Source organism: Streptomyces sp. CB02414 (genome assembly GCF_001905385.1).
Lineage (GTDB): Bacteria > Actinomycetota > Actinomycetes > Streptomycetales > Streptomycetaceae > Streptomyces.
The window spans coordinates 149879-171213 of record NZ_LIPF01000004.1; the positions used below are offsets into that span (position 1 = coordinate 149879).

16 protein-coding genes are annotated in these 21335 nt (G+C 68.3%); 9 read left to right on the forward strand and 7 right to left on the reverse strand.

From position 1 onward, the window contains the following. Positions 1–31: 31 nt before the first annotated feature. Positions 32–1495: an NADP-dependent phosphogluconate dehydrogenase gene (gndA, locus tag AMK11_RS14820; RefSeq protein ID WP_073727140.1), complete on the forward strand. Its 1464-nt coding sequence runs from the start codon at positions 32–34 to the stop codon at positions 1493–1495. Between the two features lie 119 nt (positions 1496–1614). Here gndA and AMK11_RS14825 read toward each other — a convergent pair whose 3' ends face one another. Then, entirely contained in the window at positions 1615–1920 is a 306-nt protein-coding gene (locus AMK11_RS14825) for a hypothetical protein (RefSeq protein ID WP_073727142.1), read from the reverse strand. Positions 1921–2295: 375 nt separating this feature from the next. Beyond that, entirely contained in the window at positions 2296–2634 is a 339-nt protein-coding gene (locus AMK11_RS14830; protein WP_073727144.1) for an ArsR/SmtB family transcription factor, read from the reverse strand. 107 nt (positions 2635–2741) lie between these two features. Between AMK11_RS14830 and AMK11_RS14835 the strand changes: the two genes are divergently transcribed. Beyond that, positions 2742–3719 carry a quinone oxidoreductase family protein gene (locus AMK11_RS14835; RefSeq protein WP_073727146.1) on the forward strand — a complete coding sequence of 326 codons (978 nt, stop codon included), beginning with the start codon at positions 2742–2744 and terminating at the stop codon, positions 3717–3719. Between the two features lie 254 nt (positions 3720–3973). Continuing rightward, entirely contained in the window at positions 3974–4795 is an 822-nt protein-coding gene (locus AMK11_RS14840) for an EamA family transporter (RefSeq protein WP_241846971.1), read from the forward strand. Between the two features lie 290 nt (positions 4796–5085). Here AMK11_RS14840 and pruA read toward each other — a convergent pair whose 3' ends face one another. Next, the gene (gene pruA, locus AMK11_RS14845; RefSeq protein WP_073727148.1) at positions 5086–6624 is read right to left on the reverse strand and encodes an L-glutamate gamma-semialdehyde dehydrogenase; all 1539 of its coding nucleotides are present in this window, start codon (positions 6622–6624) and stop codon (positions 5086–5088) included. Positions 6625–6802: 178 nt separating this feature from the next. Between pruA and AMK11_RS37400 the strand changes: the two genes are divergently transcribed. After that, a complete protein-coding gene (locus AMK11_RS37400) occupies positions 6803–7825 on the forward strand; it encodes a PucR family transcriptional regulator (RefSeq protein WP_073727150.1) in 1023 nt (340 codons plus the stop codon). Between the two features lie 99 nt (positions 7826–7924). Here the strand turns inward: AMK11_RS37400 and AMK11_RS14855 are convergent, their stop codons facing one another. Continuing rightward, the gene (locus AMK11_RS14855; RefSeq protein WP_079187440.1) at positions 7925–9187 is read right to left on the reverse strand and encodes an MFS transporter; all 1263 of its coding nucleotides are present in this window, start codon (positions 9185–9187) and stop codon (positions 7925–7927) included. A 613-nt stretch (positions 9188–9800) separates the two neighbouring features. Here AMK11_RS14855 and AMK11_RS14860 point away from each other — a divergent pair. The 3 genes from AMK11_RS14860 to AMK11_RS14870 all read left to right on the forward strand — a co-directional run bounded on the left by AMK11_RS14860 (position 9801) and on the right by AMK11_RS14870 (position 13898). Then, a complete protein-coding gene (locus AMK11_RS14860) occupies positions 9801–10862 on the forward strand; it encodes an isopenicillin N synthase family dioxygenase (RefSeq protein ID WP_198941366.1) in 1062 nt (353 codons plus the stop codon). Between the two features lie 223 nt (positions 10863–11085). Continuing rightward, complete coding sequence (locus AMK11_RS14865; RefSeq protein WP_073727154.1) at positions 11086–12249, forward strand: NAD(P)/FAD-dependent oxidoreductase; 1164 nt, start codon at positions 11086–11088, stop codon at positions 12247–12249. Positions 12250–12260: 11 nt separating this feature from the next. Then, the gene (locus tag AMK11_RS14870; protein WP_073727156.1) at positions 12261–13898 is read left to right on the forward strand and encodes a choline dehydrogenase; all 1638 of its coding nucleotides are present in this window, start codon (positions 12261–12263) and stop codon (positions 13896–13898) included. 138 nt (positions 13899–14036) lie between these two features. On the opposite strand, the gene AMK11_RS14875 is transcribed toward AMK11_RS14870, so the two are convergent. Beyond that, the gene (locus AMK11_RS14875; protein ID WP_079187441.1) at positions 14037–15743 is read right to left on the reverse strand and encodes a helix-turn-helix domain-containing protein; all 1707 of its coding nucleotides are present in this window, start codon (positions 15741–15743) and stop codon (positions 14037–14039) included. Between the two features lie 142 nt (positions 15744–15885). Here AMK11_RS14875 and AMK11_RS14880 point away from each other — a divergent pair, with 142 nt between their 5' ends. Next, complete coding sequence (locus AMK11_RS14880; protein WP_241846972.1) at positions 15886–17958, forward strand: oxidoreductase; 2073 nt, start codon at positions 15886–15888, stop codon at positions 17956–17958. Positions 17959–17988: 30 nt separating this feature from the next. Here AMK11_RS14880 and AMK11_RS14885 read toward each other — a convergent pair whose 3' ends face one another. Beyond that, positions 17989–18765 (reverse strand): SDR family NAD(P)-dependent oxidoreductase, encoded by a 777-nt coding sequence (locus AMK11_RS14885; RefSeq protein ID WP_073727160.1) that lies wholly within the window; start codon positions 18763–18765, stop codon positions 17989–17991. Between the two features lie 67 nt (positions 18766–18832). Then, positions 18833–20320, reverse strand: coding sequence for an MFS transporter (locus AMK11_RS14890; protein WP_073727162.1), 1488 nt, complete (start codon positions 20318–20320; stop codon positions 18833–18835). A 155-nt stretch (positions 20321–20475) separates the two neighbouring features. Here AMK11_RS14890 and AMK11_RS14895 point away from each other — a divergent pair, with 155 nt between their 5' ends. Then, positions 20476–21120, forward strand: coding sequence for a TetR/AcrR family transcriptional regulator (locus tag AMK11_RS14895; RefSeq protein WP_073727902.1), 645 nt, complete (start codon positions 20476–20478; stop codon positions 21118–21120). Positions 21121–21335: the final 215 nt, after the last annotated feature.

A 21335-nucleotide genomic window follows, 5' to 3' on the forward strand; every position in this document is an offset into this window, starting at 1 on the left:
GCGACCGTCCCACCGAACGGAAGAACAACACATGACCACCCGCGCAACGGCCAACATCGGTGTCATCGGACTGGCGGTGATGGGAGCGAACCTGGCCCGCAACCTCGCCTCCCGCGAGGGCAACACCGTGGCCGTCCACAACCGCACCCCCGCCCGCACCGCCGAACTCGTCGCGGCCCACCCCGAAGCCGGGTTCGTCGCCGCCGAGTCCATCGACGACTTCGTCGCCTCACTGGCCCGGCCGCGCACCGCGATCATCATGGTGCAGGCCGGCGCTGGCACGGACGCGGTGATCGACCAGCTCGTCGAGCGGTTCGAGCCCGGTGACATCATCGTGGACGGAGGCAACGCCAACTTCCAGGACACCATCGCCCGCGAGCAGCGCATCGCCCCGACCGGCATCCACTTCGCCGGGGTGGGCATCTCCGGCGGCGAGGAAGGCGCCCTCAAGGGCCCCTCGATCATGCCCGGCGGGTCCGCCGAGTCCTACGAGACCCTCGGGCCGATCCTCTCCTCGATCGCCGCGGTCGCCGACGGTGAACCCTGCGTCACGCACGTCGGCACCGACGGCGCCGGCCACTTCGTCAAGATGATCCACAACGGCATCGAGTACGCCGACATGCAGCTCATCGGCGAGGCTTACGACCTGCTGCGGACGGTGGGCGGCCTCGAACCGCTCGCCATCGCCGACGTCTTCGCCCAGTGGAACAAGGGTCCGCTGGAGTCCTACCTGATCGAGATCACCGCCGAGATCCTGCGGCAGGTCGACCCCGGCACCGGCAAGCCCTTCGTCGACGTCGTCCTCGACCAGGCCGGCTCCAAGGGCACCGGCGTGTGGACCGTGCAGAACGCCCTCGACCTCGGCGTCCCCGTCGGCGGCATCGCGGAGGCCGTATTCGCCCGCGCCGTCTCCTCCAAGCCGGACCAGCGCGCGGCCGTACGCCGGCTCGGCATCGTCCGCCCCGCGCTCCAGGAGGCCGGCCCCGACTTCGCCGAGGACGTCGCCAAGGCGCTATACGCGTCCAAGGTCGTCGCCTACGCGCAGGGCTTCGACGCCATCATCGCCGGCGCTGCCAAGTATGGGTGGGACATCCGCAACGACCGCGTGGCCAGGATCTGGCGGGGCGGCTGCATCATCCGCGCGCGCTTCCTCGACCGCATCGCCGAGGCATATACCGACAGCCCTGACATCGTCACCCTGCTGGAGGCCCCGTACTTCGCACAAGCGGTCAGCGAGGGCCAGGACGCTTGGCGCCGCATCGTCGCCCTCGCCGTCCGCTCCGGCATCCCGGTGCCCGGGTTCAGCTCCGCGCTGAGCTACTTCGACTCCCTCGCCGCGAGCCGTCTCCCCGCCGCACTAGTCCAAGGCCAGCGCGACTTCTTCGGCGCCCACACCTACCTGCGTACCGACAAGGAGGGAACGTTCCACACCCTCTGGTCCGGTGACCGCACTGAGATCCGGACAGATGCCGGCTCCCAAGCGACGGGAGCGTGAGACCCGCTGGCGGGCAGCCGTGGAGGAGGCGAAGAAAATAGCCGCTGCGGGAGTAACCCGTCGCGGTGCTGCACGAGCAGGCTGGACGATGGAGTGAGGCTGTTCTGATCGGGGAGTACTCACTGCTTTTTCAGAGTGGCAGCTATGTCGGTCGCGGCCTCACGCCAGCGGGCCTCCGTCAGCAGTTCTGCGACCCGCTGAGCGGCCTCGTCCGGTGGCAGCTCGGCCGGCCAGGGGAGCCGCCCAGTGCCGTCCCGGACTAGCTTTTCATCACGATCCAGCAGGATGAGCCGCCAGTCCCGACCGTGCCGCCAGAACACGATCACCCCATGAGGCCACGCAGGAAGGCTGCCGGTCCACCAGAAGGCCGTGCCAGCAGCTTCCTCATGGCACTCGTCGGGGCCGTGCAAGCCGTCAGCGTTCATCTGCCAACGGGTGCTCGACGCGCTGGGGCACCACGACACAGGCCCTGAAGGGCGGCGGCTCAGCTCGACGCGCTGCTGGAGCGTGCGGCGGCCGCCTGACTCAGAGCAGCTGAGTGGCGGCCACTGAGGTCAGGAGTGTTTGCCCGACCTCCTGAGGGAGGGTCGCTGAGGCTGGCCTCCGCAGCCGCTCGCGTGGGCACGTCGCCGAGGCCGAGATTTCCGGTGTGCCCGGATGTTGGTGGCCAGGCCACACGGTCGCGCCTGAGGCGGCCGTCTACCGGTGGGCAGTCCTGTGCGGCCGGCGGAGGAGTGGTGCCGAGGCGGGCTGCAGTCGATCGGGGGGTGGAGAAGCGGCGAGAGGCAGGGTCCGCGCCGTCATCCGTCGCGCAGGGCGATGTCGAGAAGGCCGGGGAAGTGGGCTTCGAACTCCTCGCGGCGGAGCCGGTTTAGGCGCTTGGTGCCTTGATCGCGCTGCTCCACCAGGCCGGCATCGCGCAGGACGGAGAAGTGGTGGCTTTTCGCGGCTCTGCCGACCGAGACGTCGAAGTTGCTGCAGCTGAGCGTCCAGTCGGGGTGGGCGGCCAGGGTGCGGACCAACTGGATGCGTACGGGATCGGCGAGCGCGGACAGGGCCGTGAGTACGGAGACGTCCTGCGGGTGCGTGTGCACGGGTGCCGGCCGGTGACCTGCGGTCTCTGTGGCCTGCTCCGACATCGCTCTGCCTCCTGTACGGACGACGTACCCGCTTGCTAGATGTTCGATGTCCATCATACATTGCCTATGTTCGCTTTCGATTGAACATCAGTGGAGGTGGTCCGAGCATGCGCGCTGTGGAGTTCCGGGCGTACGGCGGGCCGGATGTCCTGCAGATCGTGGAGGCCGAGGTGCCCGAGCCAGGGCCTGGCCAGGTGACGATCGACGCCGCCTGGGCCGGGGTCAATTTCGCCGACATCAAGGCGCGCGCCGACGGCTATCGGGTGGCCTCGTTGCCCTTCCGCCCCGGCCTGGAGGTTTCCGGGCGCATTCGTGCGGTCGGACGGGACGTCGAGCATCTGCGGGCAGGCCAGGAGGTGGCCACGCTCGTCGACGGTGGAGGTTACGCGGAGGTGGTCCTTGCCGAGGCCGCGGCCGTGTTCGCCCTGCCGGAGGGATTGGACCTGCGTACTGCGGCGACCGTGCCGATAGTGCTGCCGACCGCGCATGCCCTCGTCCACGAGGTGGGGCGGCTGCGCGCCGGTGAGAGCCTGTTGGTGCACGGCGCTGCGGGCGGCATCGGCACGGCGGTGGGGCAGCTCGCCCGGGCGGCGGGTGCCGGTGCGGTCTACGGGGTGGTCTCCAGCGACGTCAAGGCCGATTACGCGCGTGAGCACGGCTATGATGAACTGTTCCGGCCCGCCACCTTCGCCGAGGACGTGCGGCGCGCCACCGGCGGCAGAGGCGTCGATCTGATCCTGGACCCGGTGGGTGGTGAGACACTGCGCCGCGGGCTGGACGCGCTGGCCGTCTTCGGGCGCCTGGTGTCCTACGGCAACGCCGGTGGCGCCGAAGCGTGGCAGGTAGGACAGCCCGAGCTGTATGGGCAGGGCCGATCGGTCGGCGGCTTCTCCGTGCTCGCTCTTTCTCACAGCGCTCCCGATGCCGTCCGGACGCTGACGGAGCGTGCCCTGCGTAGCGTGGTCGACGGAGTGGTGTCGCTGCCCGTCAGCGCCGAGTTCCCCCTGTCCGACGCTGCCGGAGCCCACCGTCTCGTGGACAGTCGCGCGTCCACCGGGAAGCTTCTGCTGCGTGTGGCCGGCTGACCGCCGACGGCCTGGCAGCCGAACGGCCACCATTTATCACGCCGATCGCTCGCACACCTGCTGGTCCGCTCCCGGGAGGCCCCCGGCCCGAACGACCCCGGAAATCTGTCATGCACCGACCCAGTTCAGTCCCACCCGTCTCCACCCTCGCCGGCAGGGTTCCCGCCCCCGCTCTCGTGTTGACGGGTGTATGCGGCCTCCAGTTCGGTGCCGCCCTCGCGCCGAGCGCCTATCCCCAGGCAGGAGCGGCGGGCGTGGTCTTCCTGCGCCTGCTGATCGCCGGGGGCATCCTGTGTACGCTGTGGCGCCCCCGGCTCACCTGCCTCATGAGAGTCAAGGGAACGTGGCCGACGGTGTTGACGGCTGGAGCGCTCCTGGCCGGGCACCACATCGCATTCTTCGAGGCCGTCAACCACATTCCGCTGGGGATCGTGGCCACCATCGAGTTCCTCGGCCCGTTCCTGATCGCCCTGCTCGGCTCCCGGCGAGCGCTCGACCTCCTGCCCGCTTGCATGGCCGCCATCGGCGTGCTGCTGCTGAGCGGCACCGGCAGCACGTCCTTGCCTGCGGCGGGACTCCTGCTGGCTGCCACAGCGGCCTGCTGCTGGGCCGGATACATCCTGGTCTCCGCGCGCATGGCCACCCGCCTCACGGGTGGCCAGGGTCTGGCCGTCGCCATCGCCTTCGCTGCTCTGCTCAGTGCCCCCTACGGCATCATTCACGCCGGTATCGGCCTGTTCGACCCGAACGTCCTGTGGGTGGCCGCCGTCGTCGCGGTGGTCTCCAGCGTGCTGCCGTACTCCCTCAACCTGGAGGCCATGCGCCGAATCCCACCCCGCGTCTTCGGCGTCCTGACCAGTCTGGAACCAGCGGCCGGTGCCCTGTTCGGCCTACTCGTCCTCGGTCAGCACCTCAACTGGCCCCAGTGGTGGGGCATTGCCGCAGTCGCCGGTGCCTCCACCCTTGCCACGTACCTGGGCGCCGGTAAGCGCCGTACCTCACGCGTCCACACCACGAGCACCCCGCAAGCCGAAGGCGGCCGACGTGAGGAGGCCGACCTCCCCTCGGCCAACTGAGCGTTGCCGTGGAACAGGATTGGATGCGGGCGTCCAGACGACGTGGGACATGCTCGTCGACGGTGAAGTCGAGACGTGGTTCCTGAGGCGCCTGTGGCGTCGCCTTCGGCCACCTCGCTCCGCTGGCCCACTCGGAGAGGAGGCCGCTGGACGCTGGACCCGCCCGGCGTCCCGAACCAGCCGCCGTAAGGATCGCGATGGCCTCAGTACATCAGGCACGGCTGTGTTGGTGGGAGAGCCGCGACACCGAGCGCGTTCCCACCGGCGCAGCTCGGGAGCGGAAGGCTGGACTAGGTCGACGGCCAGGGGGCACGTGCCACCTGTTCCGGGCGTTTGACGGACAGCGGGCTGGCGAACCGGATGAGGTTCCAGACCGTGCCCGCCTTGTCGTTGGTTCCCGACGCCCGGGCACCGCCGAACGGCTGCTGGCCCACGGCGGCGCCGCTCGGTTTGTCGTTGATGTAGAAGTTGCCGGCCGCGTACCTCAGGGCGTCGGCAGCCTCCGTGAGCGCCCTTTCGTCTTCGGCGAACACGGCGCCGGTCAGGCCGTAGACGGTGGACTCGTCCACGAGCCGCAAGGTCTCCTCCCAGTCGGCGTCCTCATAGATGTACGCGGCTGTGACAGGCGCGAACAGTTCCTCGGTCATGAACGGGGAGAGCGGGTCCCTCACTCGAAGGACGGTGGGATCGACGAACCAGCCGACCGAGTCGTCCGTGGTGCCACCGACGACGACCAGGCCTTCCGCTCGTGCTCGCGTCAACGCCACGGTGTGCCTGGCGTGCTGACGGGCGCTGATGACGGCCCCCATGTGGGTACCGGGCACGGTGGGGTCGCCGACCACGACGCGCCGGGTCATCTCGACGAGCCGCCTCTTGAGGGAGGGCCAGAGGCTGCGTGGGATGTACAACCGCGATGGCGCGGCGCACTTCTGCCCTTGGTACTCGTAAGCCCCGCGGACGCAGGCCACTGCGAGGGCTTCGACGTCGGCCGACGGATGAGCGACGATGAAGTCCTTGCCGCCGGTCTCGCCGACCACGCGCGGGTAGTTCCGGTAACGGTCGATGTTCTCACCCACCGTCCGGAAGATCTGCCGGAACGTGACAGTGGAGCCGGTGAAGTGGACCGCTGCGAGGTCGCGGTGGCCGAGCGCCGCCGGGCCGAGTTCCGTTCCGCTCCCATGGACGACGTTGACGACACCATCCGGCAGGCCTGCCTCGCGCAGCAGTCGCAGGGACAGATGTGCGGTCAACGCGGCGCTCTCGGCCGGCTTCCACACCACCGTGTTGCCGAGGAGGGCGGGGGCGAATGCCAGGTTGTTGGTGGACACGAAATTGAACGGTGAGACCGCGAAGACGAAACCCTCCAGGGGCCGGTACTCGACGTGGTTGCGGACGCCCTCCGGGGAGAATGGCTGTACGTCGGCCATCGCGCGCATGTTCTCGGCGTTGACGCGGAGGAAGTCGGCCGTCTCGGCCACTGCGTCGCCCTCGGCCTGGTCCGGTGTCTTCGACAGTTCGAGCATGGTGGCGGCGGTGAGCCGCTCGCGCCACGGTCCGCTGTCCAGTAGTTCGGCCGCCCGCAGGAAAGGCGCGGCGCGCTCCTCGGGGCTGAGCCGGCTCCACCAGCGGGAGGCGCCGATCGCCGCGTCGACAGCCTCACCGACATGCTCCACGGAGGCGTGGTGCACCTGTCCGAGCTGCACAGCGTGCTCATGTGGCGTCACGACGGGCAGGATGCGGCCCGTGCGAACCTCTCGGCCCCCGATGACGTTGGGCACGTCGTAGGCCGCGGCGCGGACCTCGGCGAGGGCGGCGGCGAGTTCGGTCATGACAGACTCCGATGGCGGTGTCGATCCGGTGTGACTTGACCCTAGGTGCGGCCCGCACCGCGGGGCTTCGGCACTGAGGTGGAACCTTCGGCCAGACTTCATACAATCGTCGAAACGGCCAGCTCTGCGGGATGGACAAGGAGAGCGCCGCTCCGACGGGGAGGGAAGGGGGAGTCTGATGGAGCCGGTCGACATGCAGACCGTGGTGGATGACCTGGCGTCGGCGGTGGGACTTTCGGTTCTCATCGAAGACCGTGATCAGCGACCGGTGTGGTGGAGCACCCGAGGAGCGGTCGACGGCACGCGTATGCGAACGATCCTCGATCGGCATGTGGAGCCGACCGCCGCCGCCGTCGTACAGCGGCTCAAACTCACCCGTGCCACCCGGCCGGTGCACACGCCCGCGATCCCCGAGGCGGACATGTGGGCGCGGTGGTGCATGCCTGTCCGGCACGAGGAGAAGGTGATCGGCCTCCTATGGGTCCTGGATCCGGACGGCACGCTGACGGAGTCTGACCTTCCGGCCCTGGTGGAGTGCGCGGAGCTGGCCGCCGAGGCGATGGCCGGCTCCAGGCAGGCGGCCGAGCGGCGGCACCGGCAGCGTGATGCGCTCATCGAGCGTCTGATCTGTGCTCCGGACCAGGACGTCGCCCGTGAGCTGGCGCTGCTGGAACACCTGCCGACCGATGCCTGCGTTCAGGTCGAGGCACCGGCGGCGGCCGGGGGATGGCCGTTGCAGGGTTCGATGAGCGCGCACGTCGTCAGCAGCCGTCCGCGGAACGCGACGAGTGGCGGCCCGGTTCCCCTGGCCGAACTGGGCGAAGCGGTACGTAGGGCGGAGGTCACTCGGCGGGCCATCGCAGCCGGCGCCCGACTGGAAGCGCCTTCCTGGGACGCCTTGGGCGCCTGGCGGTTGATCACCGACGCGCCTGCCTCCCTGACGGTGGCGCAGGTGCATCCCGGAGCCGAAGTCCTCCTCGAGCGAACGCGGGACGAACTGCTGCTCACGGCCCGCGTGGTCCTCGACCACGGAGGTGAGGTCAGCGCCGCGGCCGAGGAATTGCATGTACACCGCACCACGCTCTACTACCGCCTCAACCGGATCGCGGAGCTGACCGGCGTCGACCTGCGGTCCGGGGGAGACCGGACCAGTCTGCACATGGCCCTCTGGCTCGCGGCCTATCGCAGCGCCTTCGTGTAGCCCCGTCGCCGCTGTCCGGGGCCGGACCGTCACCAGGGCGCGCGTCGGCTTCCGGCCCCGCGCTCGACGGCGGGGCCGGAACGCATGCTCACGAGCCGTCTAGTGGCTGACCGAGGTGGCCGTCTCGCTGAGGCTCTTGCCCTTCGTCTCCGGGGCCAGCCACTGCGAGAGGGCGGCGCCGAACAGGGCCACACCCGCGGCCATGAGCATGGTCGGTCCGCTTCCCAGGCCCTCCATGGACACCGGAAGAAGGAACGTGCCGAGGCCGGCGCCGATCCGGCTGACGGCGGCCGCGAAGCCCGTGCCGATCCCGCGGATCTCGGTCGGGAACACCTCACTCGGGTAGACGCCCGTCAGGGTGGTGTACATGGCATTGAAGAACGAGAACATGAGGAAGAGGATCAGGACGACCAGCGGTGGCGCCCCCGCCCACAGACCGATCACCGCGAGGATGGCGGTACACAGCCACTGCGGCGGCACGGTCAGGGCACGTCGGCCTATCCTGTCGATCAGGAGCACCGTCAGCACGACGGCGGCGAGGGCGACCGCGGACAGTCCAACCCCACCGGCCAGCCCTCCACTGAGGCCGTACTTCTGCAGCATGCTGTCCGCGAAGGTCGCGATGGCGAAGTACGGTGCGACGGCGCAGAACCAGAACATGGATACGAAGAGCGTGGCACGCCAGTACTCAGGTGAGAACAGGGTCCCGAAGCTGCCCTTGTGGGCTTCCTCCTGCTCGACGTCCGCCATGTCCTCGGCGTGCTCCATGTACCGGTGGGCGATGCGACGGGCCTCCTCCTGACGGCCCGCGTGCCAGAGCCAGCGCGGCGACTCGGGCAGACCGAGCCGGGCGAGGAACAATCCCAGCGCGAGCACGGTGCTGGTACCGAGGATGAGACGCCAGTCGAGGCCGGCCCGGTTCAACAGGAAGCCGATGAGGAAGGCAACCATGAACCCGGCGTACCAGGCCACAAGAGTGAGAGCCATCAGCCGGCCACGCAGACGGGCAGGTGCGAACTCGGACAGCAGCGGCCAGCCGACGGAGTACTCGGCGCCGATCGCCACACCCATCAGCAGGCGCACGACGGCCAGCTGCGTGGGGGAGTCGACGAAGAACTGCAGTGCCGACGCGATCACGAAGAGAGCCATGTCGATCATGAACAGTGGCTTGCGGCCGTACTTGTCGGCGGCCCAGCCGCCGAGCGGTGAGCCGATCAGTATGCCGAACAAAGCGCCTGCGGCTACGAGGCCTTCCCAGAATGCGTTGAGGTGCATGTCCGTGGCGATGGTCGCGGACACGGGGCCGACGATGCCCAGTATGTAACCGTCGAGGAACATGCCACCGGTCAGGACAACGATCATCCTCACAGTGAAGCGACGCCTGAACGCCGCTGAGGTCCGACCCGAATCCCGGGCAGGGGTTCGGCCCGGGCTGCCGGCCGAGATTTCAAGTGAAGGCACTGGTTTCACCTCGTAGTCGGTACGGATGACATGGGCTTTCCTTCTCTCGGGGAACGACGAGGCGCGAAGGCTGCGGGTCGGGCGCTCGCTCCCCAGCGCACGCAGGAACACCTGGTGACGGATGAGTGAACGTCACGGTCGGTAAGTCGCAGACCATCGTGGGCCAGTGACGCCGGCCGTGATCGCTACGATCAGTGGATTCCGGGGCCTCGATTCCTGCATTTGTCGAAAGGCGTAGGCCGCCGACACCGGGTTGCCACGACCTTCGACATTTGTCGGACTCGCGGAGGAGCCTTTCCTCTCTGCCGTGGATGTGACCGCAGTGGCCCCCGCCTACAGTCATTGCCGTGAGAACAGTCGCCTCGCGACTGCTTCTTACCTCCCGCGCCGGACGCACCGCTTCACCCCGTGGGGCCCCGGACCGATGCTTCGGCGCACAGCGAAGCCGCCCAGAGCCGACCTGCCGGCCGCTAAGGGTCCCGCATGACGAACCTCGACGGCGGCAGCCGCGAGATTGCTGCCGCAGCCGCCGTTGATCGGGATGCCCTCACCACAGAAGGAGAGTTCCAACGTGAGTACCGAATCCAGCGTTCTCCTCGCCTGCAAGCAGACGGCGTTCAGCGAGATCCCCATCATCGACATCGCGCCTCTGATCGACGGCAGTGACCCGCTCGGCGTCGCCAAGCGGATCGGTGAAGTCTGCGAGCAGGTCGGGTTCTTCTACGTCAAGAACCACGGCGTCCCCGCGGAAACGATCGAGGGCATGTACCGGGCGACGGAGCGCTTCTTCGACCTGCCGTTCGAAACGAAGCAGCGGCTGAACGTCGCGAACTCCGGGCCGACGGTGCGCGGTTACATCCCGACGTACGCCGAGAACGCGGACCCCGAGAACACGCGCGACTTCAAGGAGGCGTTCGACTTCGGCGCCCCCGAAGAAGAGGTGTCACCCTTCTTCGGCCCGAACCTCATGCCGACCTCCTCGGAGCTCCCTGAGTTCAGGGAGACCTGCGAGGGATACCACAGCACGATGATGGCGTTGGCGCGGAAGCTGGTCAGCGCGATCGCCCTCAGCCTCGACCTGCCGGCGGGCTACTTCGAGGCCATGCAGCGAAAGCCCATCACGATTCAGCGCCTTCTGCACTACCCGCCGCAGGAGGGCGAGGTCTCCCAGCGGGAAATGGGCATCGGCGCGCACACCGACTACGGCTTCCTGACGATCCTTTCCCAGGACAGCGTCGGAGGCCTGCAGGTCCGCAACAGGGACGGTGACTGGGTGAGCGCACCGCCCGTCGAGGGCACCTTCATCATCAACATCGGTGACCTGGTTCAGACCCTGACCAACGGCCGCTACTCCTCGACCGTTCACCGGGTCGTCAATATCAGCGGGGCCGAACGGTACTCGATCCCGTTCTTCATCGACGCCGACTACGACGCGGTGGTCAAGCCACTGCCGAACTGTGTGAGCGCGGAGAACCCCGCACGATTCGCCCCGTTCACCTGCGGCGAGTACAAGTACAGCCGCTTCGTGGCCGTCTATGACCACCTGCGAGACCAAGTCGGCGCCCCGAACTCCTGAAGGCAGTCCCCCCGCCCCACAGTCCGTCGCGGGGCGGGGGGACTGCGTACGGCCGCCCGTCCCCGGCCGCTCGGCGTCCGGTGCGCGCTCGAGCCCCATGTCCTGCATTGGTTCGGGTAGCCCTGCGTCGTGATGGTCTCCTCGGGCAAGCGGGCGGCACATCGGACCGGCGGCATAACAGAAGCGATCGGGTACCCCACTCGGGCACCGGGCAGCAGGTGAGATGAAAACCGACATAGTCGTCATCGGGGGCGGCGCGATCGGCGCCGCCGTCGCCTACTACGTGAAGTCCCTGGACTCCAGCGCCGAGGTCTGCGTCATCGAGCGCGACCCCACCTATGACCGAGCATCAACCCCACGGGCGTCCGGCGGCGTCCGGCGGCTCTTCCATCTGCCGGAGAACATCGAACTCTCCAACTACAGCATCTCGTTTTTCGACGAGTTCAGCGAGACGATGGCCGTCGACGGAGTCAATGCCGATCTCGGACTCAAGAAGAACGGCTACCTGTTCATCGTCCCTCCTTCCGACCGCGATGTGCTGAAACAGAACTTCGAGGTCGAACAGCGTCTGGGATGCAATGTCGTATGGCTGGAGCCGGAGGAACTGAAGGACAAGTTCCCCTCGATGAACGTCACCGACCTCGGCGCGGCCGTGCACTCACCCGATGACGGCTGGCTGGACCCGAACAGCGTCCTGACGGGCTTCCGGAACAAGGCCAGGTCGCTGGGTGCGGCGTTCGTGGCGGACGAGGTCGTCGGAATGCGACGCGACGGGAACCGCGTCACCCGCGCGCACCTGAGGTCTGGCCGCCAGATCGAGGCGGACCAATTCGTCAACGCCGCCGGCGCCTGGGCGAAGGACGTCTGCGCGATGCTGGACATCGACGTTCCCATCGAGCCGCTGCGCCGCTACGAGCACTACTTCGAATGCCAGGATCCCATCGAGCCGCTGCCTTACCTCAAAGACACCGAGAAACTGGCATTCCGCCCGGAGGGTAAGGGCTACACCGGTGGTGTCCCCACGCTCGACGAACCGCGCGGCTACAACTTCGGCGTTGACCGGATGTACTTCGAGAACACCGTGTGGCCCGCACTGGCACACCGGTTCCCGCAGTTCGAGCGGACCCGCTGCCTGAGCACGCTCCCCGGCCTCTACGACCAGAACGACTTCGACGGCAACCTGATCATCGGGCCCGGCGCCGGCGGACTCGGCAACTTCCACATGCTGTCCGGCTTCTCGGGCCACGGCCTGATGCACGCCCCCGGCTCCGGCCGTGCCATGGCGGAGCTCCTGCTGGAGGGGCGGTACCAGACGATCGACCTCACCCGACTCGGCTGGCAGCGCCTCCTCGACGGCACGCCGCTTCGCGAGCAGGGAATCATCTAGGGAGGCGACTCATGGCCCAGCAGTTCGACTACATCATCGTCGGTGCCGGAGCCGCCGGCTGCATCGTGGCTTCCCGCCTCACCGAGGACCCCCACGTCAACGTGCTCCTGGTGGAAGCAGGCGGCTCGGACCGGCGTCCGTTCATCGCGATGCCCGGCGGTCTGCCGTTCGTCTACCAGAACAAGAAGATCGGCTGGGGATACCAGTCGGGGCCCGAACCCCATCTGAACGGGAAGGTGATTGACGAGAAGGCGGGCAGAATCATCGGCGGATCCACATCGATCAACGCCATGATCTACAACCGTGGCAACCCGATGGACTACGACGGCTGGGCGGAGAAAGGTCTCGAGGACTGGGACTACGCCCACTGCCTGCCGTACTTCCGGAAGTCGGAAACGTTCTCGGGCGGCTCCGACGAGTTCCGCGGGGGTGACGGCCCGATGCACATCAGCCGGGCCAGGGCCGCGCACAAGCTGTTCGAGGCGTCCCTCCGCGGCGCCGAGGAGGCCGGCTTCGGAGTGACGTCGGACCACAACGGCTACCAGCAGGAGGGCTTTCACGTCGCGCAGTCCTTCATCCACAACGGCGTCCGATGGAGTGCGCCACGGGCCTACCTTCGTCCCGCGCTGCAACGCCCCAATCTCCGACTGATGTCCAAGACTCACGTGAACCGCATACTGGTCCAGGGCGGTGCCGCGATCGGCATCGAGGTCGCCGCCCCCGACGGCCCACGCAGTGTGGTCTGCGAACGCGAGGTCGTCGTCTGCGCGGGGGCCGTCAACACGCCGAAACTGCTGCTGCTCTCCGGCCTCGGACCCGGTGAGGAATTGCGGCGGCACGACATCGACGTCCTGGTGGACATCCCCGGAGTGGGCCGGAACCTGCAGAATCACCCCGGAGTCGACATCCAGTACTCGACTCGGTACGAGGACTCGCTCACCTCGGAGCTGAACCACCTCGGCCGGGTCAGACTGGGCGCGGACTGGATACTGCGCAGGAAGGGCCTCGGGACGACCAACTTCTTCGAGACCGGGGCATTCCTGCGGACCCGCGAGGACGTCGGCTTTCCCAACATGCAGTACGAGTTCCTGCCGCTCACCCGAAAGCTGGAGAACGGTAAACTGATCCCGGTGCCGGGCTTCCAGTTCTGGATGGACCTCTCCCGACCGGAGAGCAGGGGTTCCGTCACGTTGCAGTCGAGGAACCCTGCGGACCCGCCGCGGATCGTGTTCAACACCTACGAGTCCCGTCAGGACATGCGGGACATGATCGACGGCATACGGCTGATCCGGGACCGGCTGGTCCGGCAGCCCGCCATGCAGAGGTTCCGGCCGCGGCAACTCAACCCTGGTCCGGACGTCGACAGCGACCACGAACTCGAGGTCTTCATCCGCAAGGCTACCGGAACGTCCTACCACCCGTCCGGTACGTGCCGGATGGGAACGGACGCGGATGCCGTGGTTGACGGTGCGGGGCGGGTCAACGCGGTGCGCGGCATGCGGATCGTGGACGCCTCGATCATGCCCAAGGTCGTCACCGGGAATCTGAACGCCCCGGTGATGATGCTGGCGGAGAAGATCGCGGATCAGATACGCGGCAGAAAGCCGTTGGCACCGTCCACCGCGGCGTACTATCGCGCGCCTCGATAGGCCCTCAGGGACGCCGGTCTCCTCAACATGGCGGGGTCGCAGTCGCGATCGGGATCGACGGCGAGACGTGCACCGAAGACTCCGCCCCGCCAACCGGGCAACGCCGCTTCTCGACGCCCCGCCACGGGTCACGGCCGGTCAAGGCGGGCCTGCAGCTCGGCAGGAGCCGGATCCAGTGACCGTCAGCCAGAGACCCTGGTCGAACGATTCCGCGGGGAGTTGGGCGATCAGGTATCGCACGCAGTGGTCCATCTTCGCGCGCCAGATCCGGGCGGCGTCCTCCGGGGACCGATGCCGCAGGGCCTCGAGGATCTCCGTGTTGTCACGGAGGATGCGCTCGGGAGGGTAGGCGTAGTCCAGACCGAGGATCGCAACGAAGATACGCAGTTGTATCGCCAGCCGATTGAAGTGGAGGGCGGTGCGCGGAAGGCCGGCGGCATCGGCCATCGCTTCCTGAAAGCGCAGGTCGGCCTCTCCGGCCTCGTGTGCGTCGCCCCGGCGGGCGGCGGCTCGCAGCTCCGGCACAGTGTCCGAGAGCGGGCCCAGCACCGGGGGCCCGAGTGTCGCCAGTCGCCGCAGCAGCACTGCGCCGAGCGGGGAACGGATCGCGTAGGTCTCCAGCACGTCGGTTCCGTGGACCTGCGGGACGACCGCTCCACGGTTGGGCACCAGGTTGACCAGTCCCTCTTCGGAGAGGACCCGCAGTGCCTCCCTGACCGGTCCGCGGCTGACGCGCAGTCGGTGGGCGAGCGGCGCTTCCTTGATCCTTTCACCCGGCTGGAATCGCCTGGCCGCGATTGCCTCGCGCAACGCGTCAGCCACCTGGTCCGCCAGCCGTCGGCCATTCGCCGCACGCGACGCGTCCGATGTGCGTACTGAATCATTATTCTCGTTCCATTCGCGGTTCCAGATGAACCGCGGCTCCACTGTGTGGACCCAGGAGCGCAGCTGGGAACGCAGGTCGGTGATGTCGGCAAGCGTCAGTGTCGGCGAAGCGAGTATGTGCTCGACATACGTCTGCCAGTCGGCTGTCGCGGGGGTGCGGACCACCCGGACGCGGGCTCGCCGCTGCAGCCACCGTTCCGCCGCTGGGTCGAGGCCACCGGTGTCTTTGACGACGAGGGTGATGGTGTGCCCGGCGGGGACGGTCCGGTCCAGGGCCGTCAGGAACTGGAGCAATCCGCCCCCGCCCGTTGAGGGACGCTCGACCGGAGCGTTCTGCTCCGGCAGGGAGACGAGAGTTGAAGCGGCGAGCGTGCTCTGGACGCAGCTGCGTGCGAGCTTGCTCCTGTTCGTCCCCGGCCGGTCCGCACGGGCGAGCGGGGGCGACCCGCTGCCGGGGCATGCGGCGAGCACATGGAGTGCCGGGTCGAGGTAGATCCCGGCCAGATGGCGGAAGGGCTCGGTGGCCGCGGGGGCCGGCGCCCCCCGTCGTGGCCAGTGCGAAGCGCAGATCCGGCTCACGGTGCTCTGACTGAGTCCGGTGGCGGCGGCCAGGGATCGGGTCGACCAGGTTTCCGCCGATGGCGGGGGCGTCAACAGCATAGCCACCACGAGCTGCACGCCGCCGTCGGAGGTGACGGTCCTCGGCCGTCCGGTGCGAGCGCGGTCACGGAGGCCGTCGAGGCGGTCGTCGAGGAAGCGTGAGCGCCAGCGCCCGACGGTGGCCCGGGAGATACCGAGGCTTCGCGCGGCCTCGGCCGTCGTCGGATGCTCCGAGCAGGCCAGCACGATCTGGGCACGCTGCACCAGCGCCTGGGGTGTGTTGCTGCCGCGGACCCAGCGCGTGAGTGTCGCGCGCTCTGCGCGGGTCACTTCGAGAGGACCCTGCGGACGACCGACCATGCACTCAGTGTATGAGGACTTCTGACTCGACTCGATTGATCACCGAAGGCGGGCTCCGAAGCCATTGTCTACCGCCCGCACGCTTCTCATAGTTGCTGCCACCCGCCTGCGGCGCGTGCGGGCAGATGGGAGGAACCGGCCTGTGAAGAAGGCGATCACTGGTGGCGAGACGACCTCGGACGACCCGCTGTTGGCCCCGTTCCGGCTGAAGCACCTGACCTTGCGCAACCGCATCGTCAGCGCCAGTCATGAGCCGGCCTATGCCGAAGAGGGCAAGCCGAAACTGCGCTACCAGCTGTACCACGAGGAGAAGGCCAAGGGCGGCATCGGGTTGACCATGATCGGCGGCTCCGCGAACGTCGCGATCGATTCCCCGTCCACGTTCGGGCAGCTCCATGTCGGGGACGACACGATCATCCCGTACTTCCAGGAGATCGCCGACCGTGTGCACGCCCACGGAGCGGCCATCATGTCCCAGATCACGCACATGGGACGCCGTACGGAGTGGGACAGCGCGCACTGGCTTGCGCCCCTCTCCTCATCGACGCTGCGGGAGCCGGTGCACCGGAGCTTCCCCAAGCCCATGGAGGACTTCGACATCCGCCGCACGGTACGCAAGTACGCCGAAGCGGCGAGGCGGTGCAAGGACGGGGGCCTGGACGGCGTCGAGGTCAGTGCCTATGCCGGACACCTCATAGACCAGTTCTTGTCGCCGCGGATGAACCGGCGCACCGACCGCTACGGCGGCAGCCTCGATAACCGTTTCCGTTTCGCCTTGGAGGTGCTCGAAGCGATCCGTACGGAGGTCGGCGACGACTACATCGTCGGCATACGCATGACAGCGACGGAGAACGTCGAGGGAGGAGTGACGGCGGAGGACGCCGTCATCCTCGGACAGCGACTGGCCGAAGCACGGCTCGTCGACTTCATCTCCGTGACCGGGGGGTCCGCCACGACGGACCGGGAGCTGTCACAGCAGATCGCGCCGCTCGGCACACCGCTCGGCGGCTACCTGCCGCTGGTTCGGGCCTTCAGGGACAAGGTCGCTCTCCCGCTGATGCACGCCGGTCGCATCGCGGACCTGTCCACCGCACGCCATGCCCTGCGTGAGGGGGGCGTGGACCTGGTCGCCATGGTCCGCGCCCACATAGCCGACCCGCACATCGTGCGTAAGCTGGAGTCCGGTGAGGAGGACCGGATCCGCCCTTGCGTGGGGGCCTCCTACTGTCTCAACCGTATCTACGTCGGGCTCGACTCCTTGTGTTTGCACAACCCGGCAACCGGCCGTGAGCAGCTGGTTCCGCACATAGCCCCCGCAGCGAAGCGCCGCAGGACCGTGGTGGTCGTCGGCGGTGGGCCGGCCGGCCTGGAAGCGGCCCGCACCGGTGCTGAAGCCGGGCACGAGGTGACCCTGCTGGAAGCTGCCTGCCGAGTCGGTGGTCAGGTCCAACTCGCCGTGCGCGCGAACGAACGGCAGAGGGAGCTGCTCAGCATCGTCAACTGGCTGGAGTCCGAAGTACGGCGGCTCGGCGTGACGGTGCGGCTCAACACCTGTGCCGACGGCGACGACGTTCGGGCGCTCGGCCCGGACGTCGTCATCGTCGCCACCGGTGGGCTGCCCGCGACGCCCTCGCACCTCAGCGGCGCCGACCTCACCGTCTCGACGTGGGACGTCCTCGGCGGCGAGGTGGCACCAGCACGGCGCGTCCTGGTCTTCGACGATCACGGTGGCGACCAGGCACTGTCGACCGTCGAGCGGCTGACCGAGGCGGGCTCGGACGTCGAGATCGTCACTCCCGACCGGGCAGTGGGACACGAGGTCCGGGGCACCTTGTACCCGGCGTACCTGGAGAACTTCTACCGCGCGGGTGTACGTCTGACCCCGGACCACCGCCTGCGCAGCGTCCGCCGTGCGGATAACGCACTGGTAGCCCTGCTGCACAACGAATACACCGGTGAACTGCTGGAACGGGGTGTGGACCAGGTCGTCGTCGAGCACGGCACGGAGCCCAACGACGACATCTACTTCGAACTGAAAGACGCGTCCACCAACCTCGGCGAGATCGACCTCGACGCGTACGCAGCCGTCGCTCCGCAGCAGTTGGTGAACAACGCCGAAGGGCTCTACCGGCTGTACCGGATCGGCGATGCCGTGGCGGGCCGCAACATCCACGCGGCGATGTACGACGCGCGCCGCATCGCCCTGTCCCTGTGAACGGACCCCGGAAGACGGGGACGCACCGCGTCAGGCGAGCCGCGCGGTCCAGCCTCCGTCGACGGGCACCACGACACCCGTGATGAAGGAGGCACGGTCGGAGGCCAGGAAGGCAGCCACCTGGGCCTGCTCCTGCGGGGTGCCGGGGCGGCCCAGCGGGGACTTGCCGCTCAACTGCGCAAGTGCCTCGGCCGGGACGCGGGTGTTCTTCCTGCTCAGGGTGAAGCCGGGGGCGACCGCGTTGACTCGGATGCCCTCGTGGCCGTGGTGTACCGCGAACGACTTGGTAAGGGAATTGACGCCCGCCTTCGCCGCCGAGTAGGCGGGGGATATGCGCTCGTCGATGTTGAAGGACGCGGCGGAGGAGAAGTTCACGATGGCCCCACCACCGGCCGGCGCCATGGCGCGCACCGCGTGCTTGTTGGTCAGGAGGGTTCCCAGCAGATGCGTGCTGGTCAGACTGTCGTACTCCTCGACCGTGATCTCGGGCGTGCGCCGGCTGCCCGGGGTGCCGGCCACGTTGACCAGGACGTCGACCCGTCCGTATGTGTCGCGGGCGAACGCGAAGAGTGCGGCGACCTCCTCTTCACGGGTGATGTCCGCCTGGAAGGGGGTGGCTGCGGGGCCGAGCTCGGCGGCCGTCTCGTCCTGTGCGCCACTGATGTCGGTCGCGACCACTCGAGCGCCTTCTGCGACGAAGAGGCCGGCGGTGACCGCGCCTATCGTCTCGGCGGCGCCGACGCCGGTGATGACGGCGACCTTCCCGGCGAGAAGGCCGTGGTCGGTCGGGGGAAGGGGCTGAGACATGAGAGTGCTCCGTACTCGTTGGTGGGTCGGGAAGGGCGGTGGACGGACGGGGCCGGAGGGCGAGGTGTCAGCGTCCGGCGTGCGTGACGTCGTTCTCGGTCGGCTCGGGCGCCGTTTTGCTGGCCGTTGCCGACGCGGTGGCGTTCCGGCGGGGGAGGAAGGACGCCAGGAGCAGCGCGACGAGGGCGGCGCCGCAGCCGATCGCCATGATGACCTTGAAGCTGTTCTCCGACGGCAGCGCGTGGCCGCCGAAGTCGGTGGTCATCTGGGCGAGGATCACACCCGAGGCGGCACTGGCGATGGAGGTGCCGATGGAGCGCAGCAGGGTGTTGAAGGCGTTCGCGGCGGCGGTCTCGTTGACCGGCACCCCGCCCATGATGAGCAGCGGAAGCGCACCGTACGCGAAGCCGATACCGGCTCCGATGATGCAGGAGACCAGAATGAGCTGCCAGATCTGGCTCATCAGGACGATGTTCAGGCCGTAACCGGCGGCGACGATGAGCGCACCGATCATGAGCGTGATCTTGGGACCCTTGGCCTGCGAAATCTTCGCCGATAGCGGTGCCGCGAACATCACGATCAGGCCTTGCGGGGCCAGGACCAGTCCGACGGTGAGCAGGTCCTCGCCAAGACCGTAGCCGGTCTGTTCCGGAAGCTGGAGCAGTTGCGGGACGATCAGCTGGACCGCGAACAGCGAGAAGCCGAAGACCAGCGCGGAGAGGTTGGCGAACAGCACCTGGGGGCGGACGGTGGTGCGCAGATCCACCAGGGGCTGGCGGGTGCGCAGCTCGAAGAAGCCCCAGGCGACGAAGACGACCACGGCCACGGCGAACAGGCTGAGGACGGTGCCGCTACCCCAGCCCCAGTCCCCGCCCTTGGAGATGGCCAGCAGCAGCGACACGAGCCCCGCGGCCAGGCCGACGCCGCCGAGGAGGTCGAAGCGACCGCCACTGCGCACGCTGGACTCGGGCACGAGCATCAGCACGGCGAGGAAGCCGAGGGCGCCCATGACGGCGGAGGCCCAGAAGAGCACGTGCCAGTCGAAGTTGTCGGCGACGAAGGCCGCGATGGGCAGGCCGAGTGCGGCACCGATGCCGAGGGAAGCGCTCATCAGGGCGGTGCCGGAACCGAGGCGGTCGGCGGGCAGCTCGTCGCGCATGATGCTCAGGCCGAGCGGGATAACGCCCGCGGACAGGCCCTGCAGGAGCCGGCCGACGATCATCGGGGTGAGCGATTCGCTCAGCGCCACCACCGCGGAACCGGCGGTCAGCGTGACCAGGCTGGTCAGCAGGACGCGACGCTTGCCGTACATGTCGCCGAGCCGACCGGCGATCGGAGTGGCCACGGCCGCGGCCAGGAGCGTCGCCGTGACCGCCCAGGCGGTGTCCGAGGCGGGCGCGTCGAGCAGGTTCGGCAGCTCCGGGACGATCGGGATGACCAGGGTCTGCATCAGCGACACGACGATGCCGGCGAAGGCGAGCACGGCGACGATCACGTTGGGGTTGCGGACCGCGGGGGCGGCGCCCGCGGTCGGAGGGGCTGGCGATTCGGACATGACTGAGCTCCGGTGATTGGCAGGAAGGAGAGTCGATGCTTCTGCGGCGGGGCGTTAGTTCGACCCACTGGGCAGCGAGGCACTTACAGCGTAACATTAAATCAACCGGTTGATTTAAAGTTGACCCCGATGCTGTGCGTGCGGAAGTGGTGTGGATGGTGCGGGACCGGCAGGTCAGTGCGACCCGCGAGGCCCTCTTGCGGGCCGCGGAGCGTCTCTTCGCCGAGAGGGGCGTTCACGCGGTGGCGAATCGCCATATCAGCCAGGCCGCGGGGCAGGGCAACAATGCGGCTGTTGCCTACCACTTCGGCACGAAGGTCGATCTGGTGCAGGTTATCGCCTCCCGGCATGCCGAGGGCATCGAGCGGCGCCGGCTCCGGATGATCGAGGCCGTCAAGGAGTCGATGGAGCTGCGTGACTGGGTGGCCTGCGCGGTGCGACCCGTCACCGAACACGTCGAGGCCCTGGGTGCGCCCAGCTGGTACGGCCGGTTCATCGCCCAGACCACCGCCGATCCGGCGCTGCGGATGCTGATGTCCGAGGCGTTCATGGCGGCCTCCCCTTCCATGGGGCTCCTTCAGGAGGGTCTGAACAGGTGTGTTCCCGGCCTTCCGGTCATGGTGCACGCCGAGCGCGTCGCCATGACACGCCACCTGATCACCCACATGGTGGCCGAGCGTGAACGGGCCCTGGCCGACGGTGCGGCTACGGCGCGGGCGAGCTGGCGTAAGGCCGCCGATGGACTCGTCGACGTGATCGTGGCCCTGTGGCTTGCCCCGGTCTCCGCGCCGGGCGAGTGAGGAACTATTAAATCAACCGGTTGACTTAATGGGTCGTCTCCTGATTGGCTGAGGCCCTGGGAACGAGCCCCGGTTCCCTGCCGGGGGACCGGGCCGGACGCCCTGATCGGTACACCGGCGCCCGTTGTCCGCTCCCACCGTCACGAGACAGCTCGACCGGTCGCCCCCCACCCCGGCCGCCCCGCCCGGCAGCTCAGCCGGCGCGCGTCCGCCCC

Bases quoted from the DNA above. Each gene is read 5' to 3' on its own strand.
- gndA (WP_073727140.1), top strand. From the start codon at position 32: ATGACCACCCGCGCAACGGCCAACATCGGTGTCATCGGACTGGCGGTG.
- AMK11_RS14825 (WP_073727142.1), bottom strand. From the start codon at position 1,920: ATGAACGCTGACGGCTTGCACGGCCCCGACGAGTGCCATGAGGAAGCT.
- AMK11_RS14830 (WP_073727144.1), bottom strand. From the start codon at position 2,634: ATGTCGGAGCAGGCCACAGAGACCGCAGGTCACCGGCCGGCACCCGTG.
- AMK11_RS14835 (WP_073727146.1), top strand. From the start codon at position 2,742: ATGCGCGCTGTGGAGTTCCGGGCGTACGGCGGGCCGGATGTCCTGCAG.
- pruA (WP_073727148.1), bottom strand. From the start codon at position 6,624: ATGACCGAACTCGCCGCCGCCCTCGCCGAGGTCCGCGCCGCGGCCTAC.
- AMK11_RS37400 (WP_073727150.1), top strand. From the start codon at position 6,803: ATGGAGCCGGTCGACATGCAGACCGTGGTGGATGACCTGGCGTCGGCG.
- AMK11_RS14855 (WP_079187440.1), bottom strand. From the start codon at position 9,187: ATGATCGTTGTCCTGACCGGTGGCATGTTCCTCGACGGTTACATACTG.
- AMK11_RS14865 (WP_073727154.1), top strand. From the start codon at position 11,086: ATGAAAACCGACATAGTCGTCATCGGGGGCGGCGCGATCGGCGCCGCC.
- AMK11_RS14870 (WP_073727156.1), top strand. From the start codon at position 12,261: ATGGCCCAGCAGTTCGACTACATCATCGTCGGTGCCGGAGCCGCCGGC.
- AMK11_RS14875 (WP_079187441.1), bottom strand. From the start codon at position 15,743: ATGGTCGGTCGTCCGCAGGGTCCTCTCGAAGTGACCCGCGCAGAGCGC.
- AMK11_RS14885 (WP_073727160.1), bottom strand. From the start codon at position 18,765: ATGTCTCAGCCCCTTCCCCCGACCGACCACGGCCTTCTCGCCGGGAAG.
- AMK11_RS14890 (WP_073727162.1), bottom strand. From the start codon at position 20,320: ATGTCCGAATCGCCAGCCCCTCCGACCGCGGGCGCCGCCCCCGCGGTC.
- AMK11_RS14895 (WP_073727902.1), top strand. From the start codon at position 20,476: ATGGTGCGGGACCGGCAGGTCAGTGCGACCCGCGAGGCCCTCTTGCGG.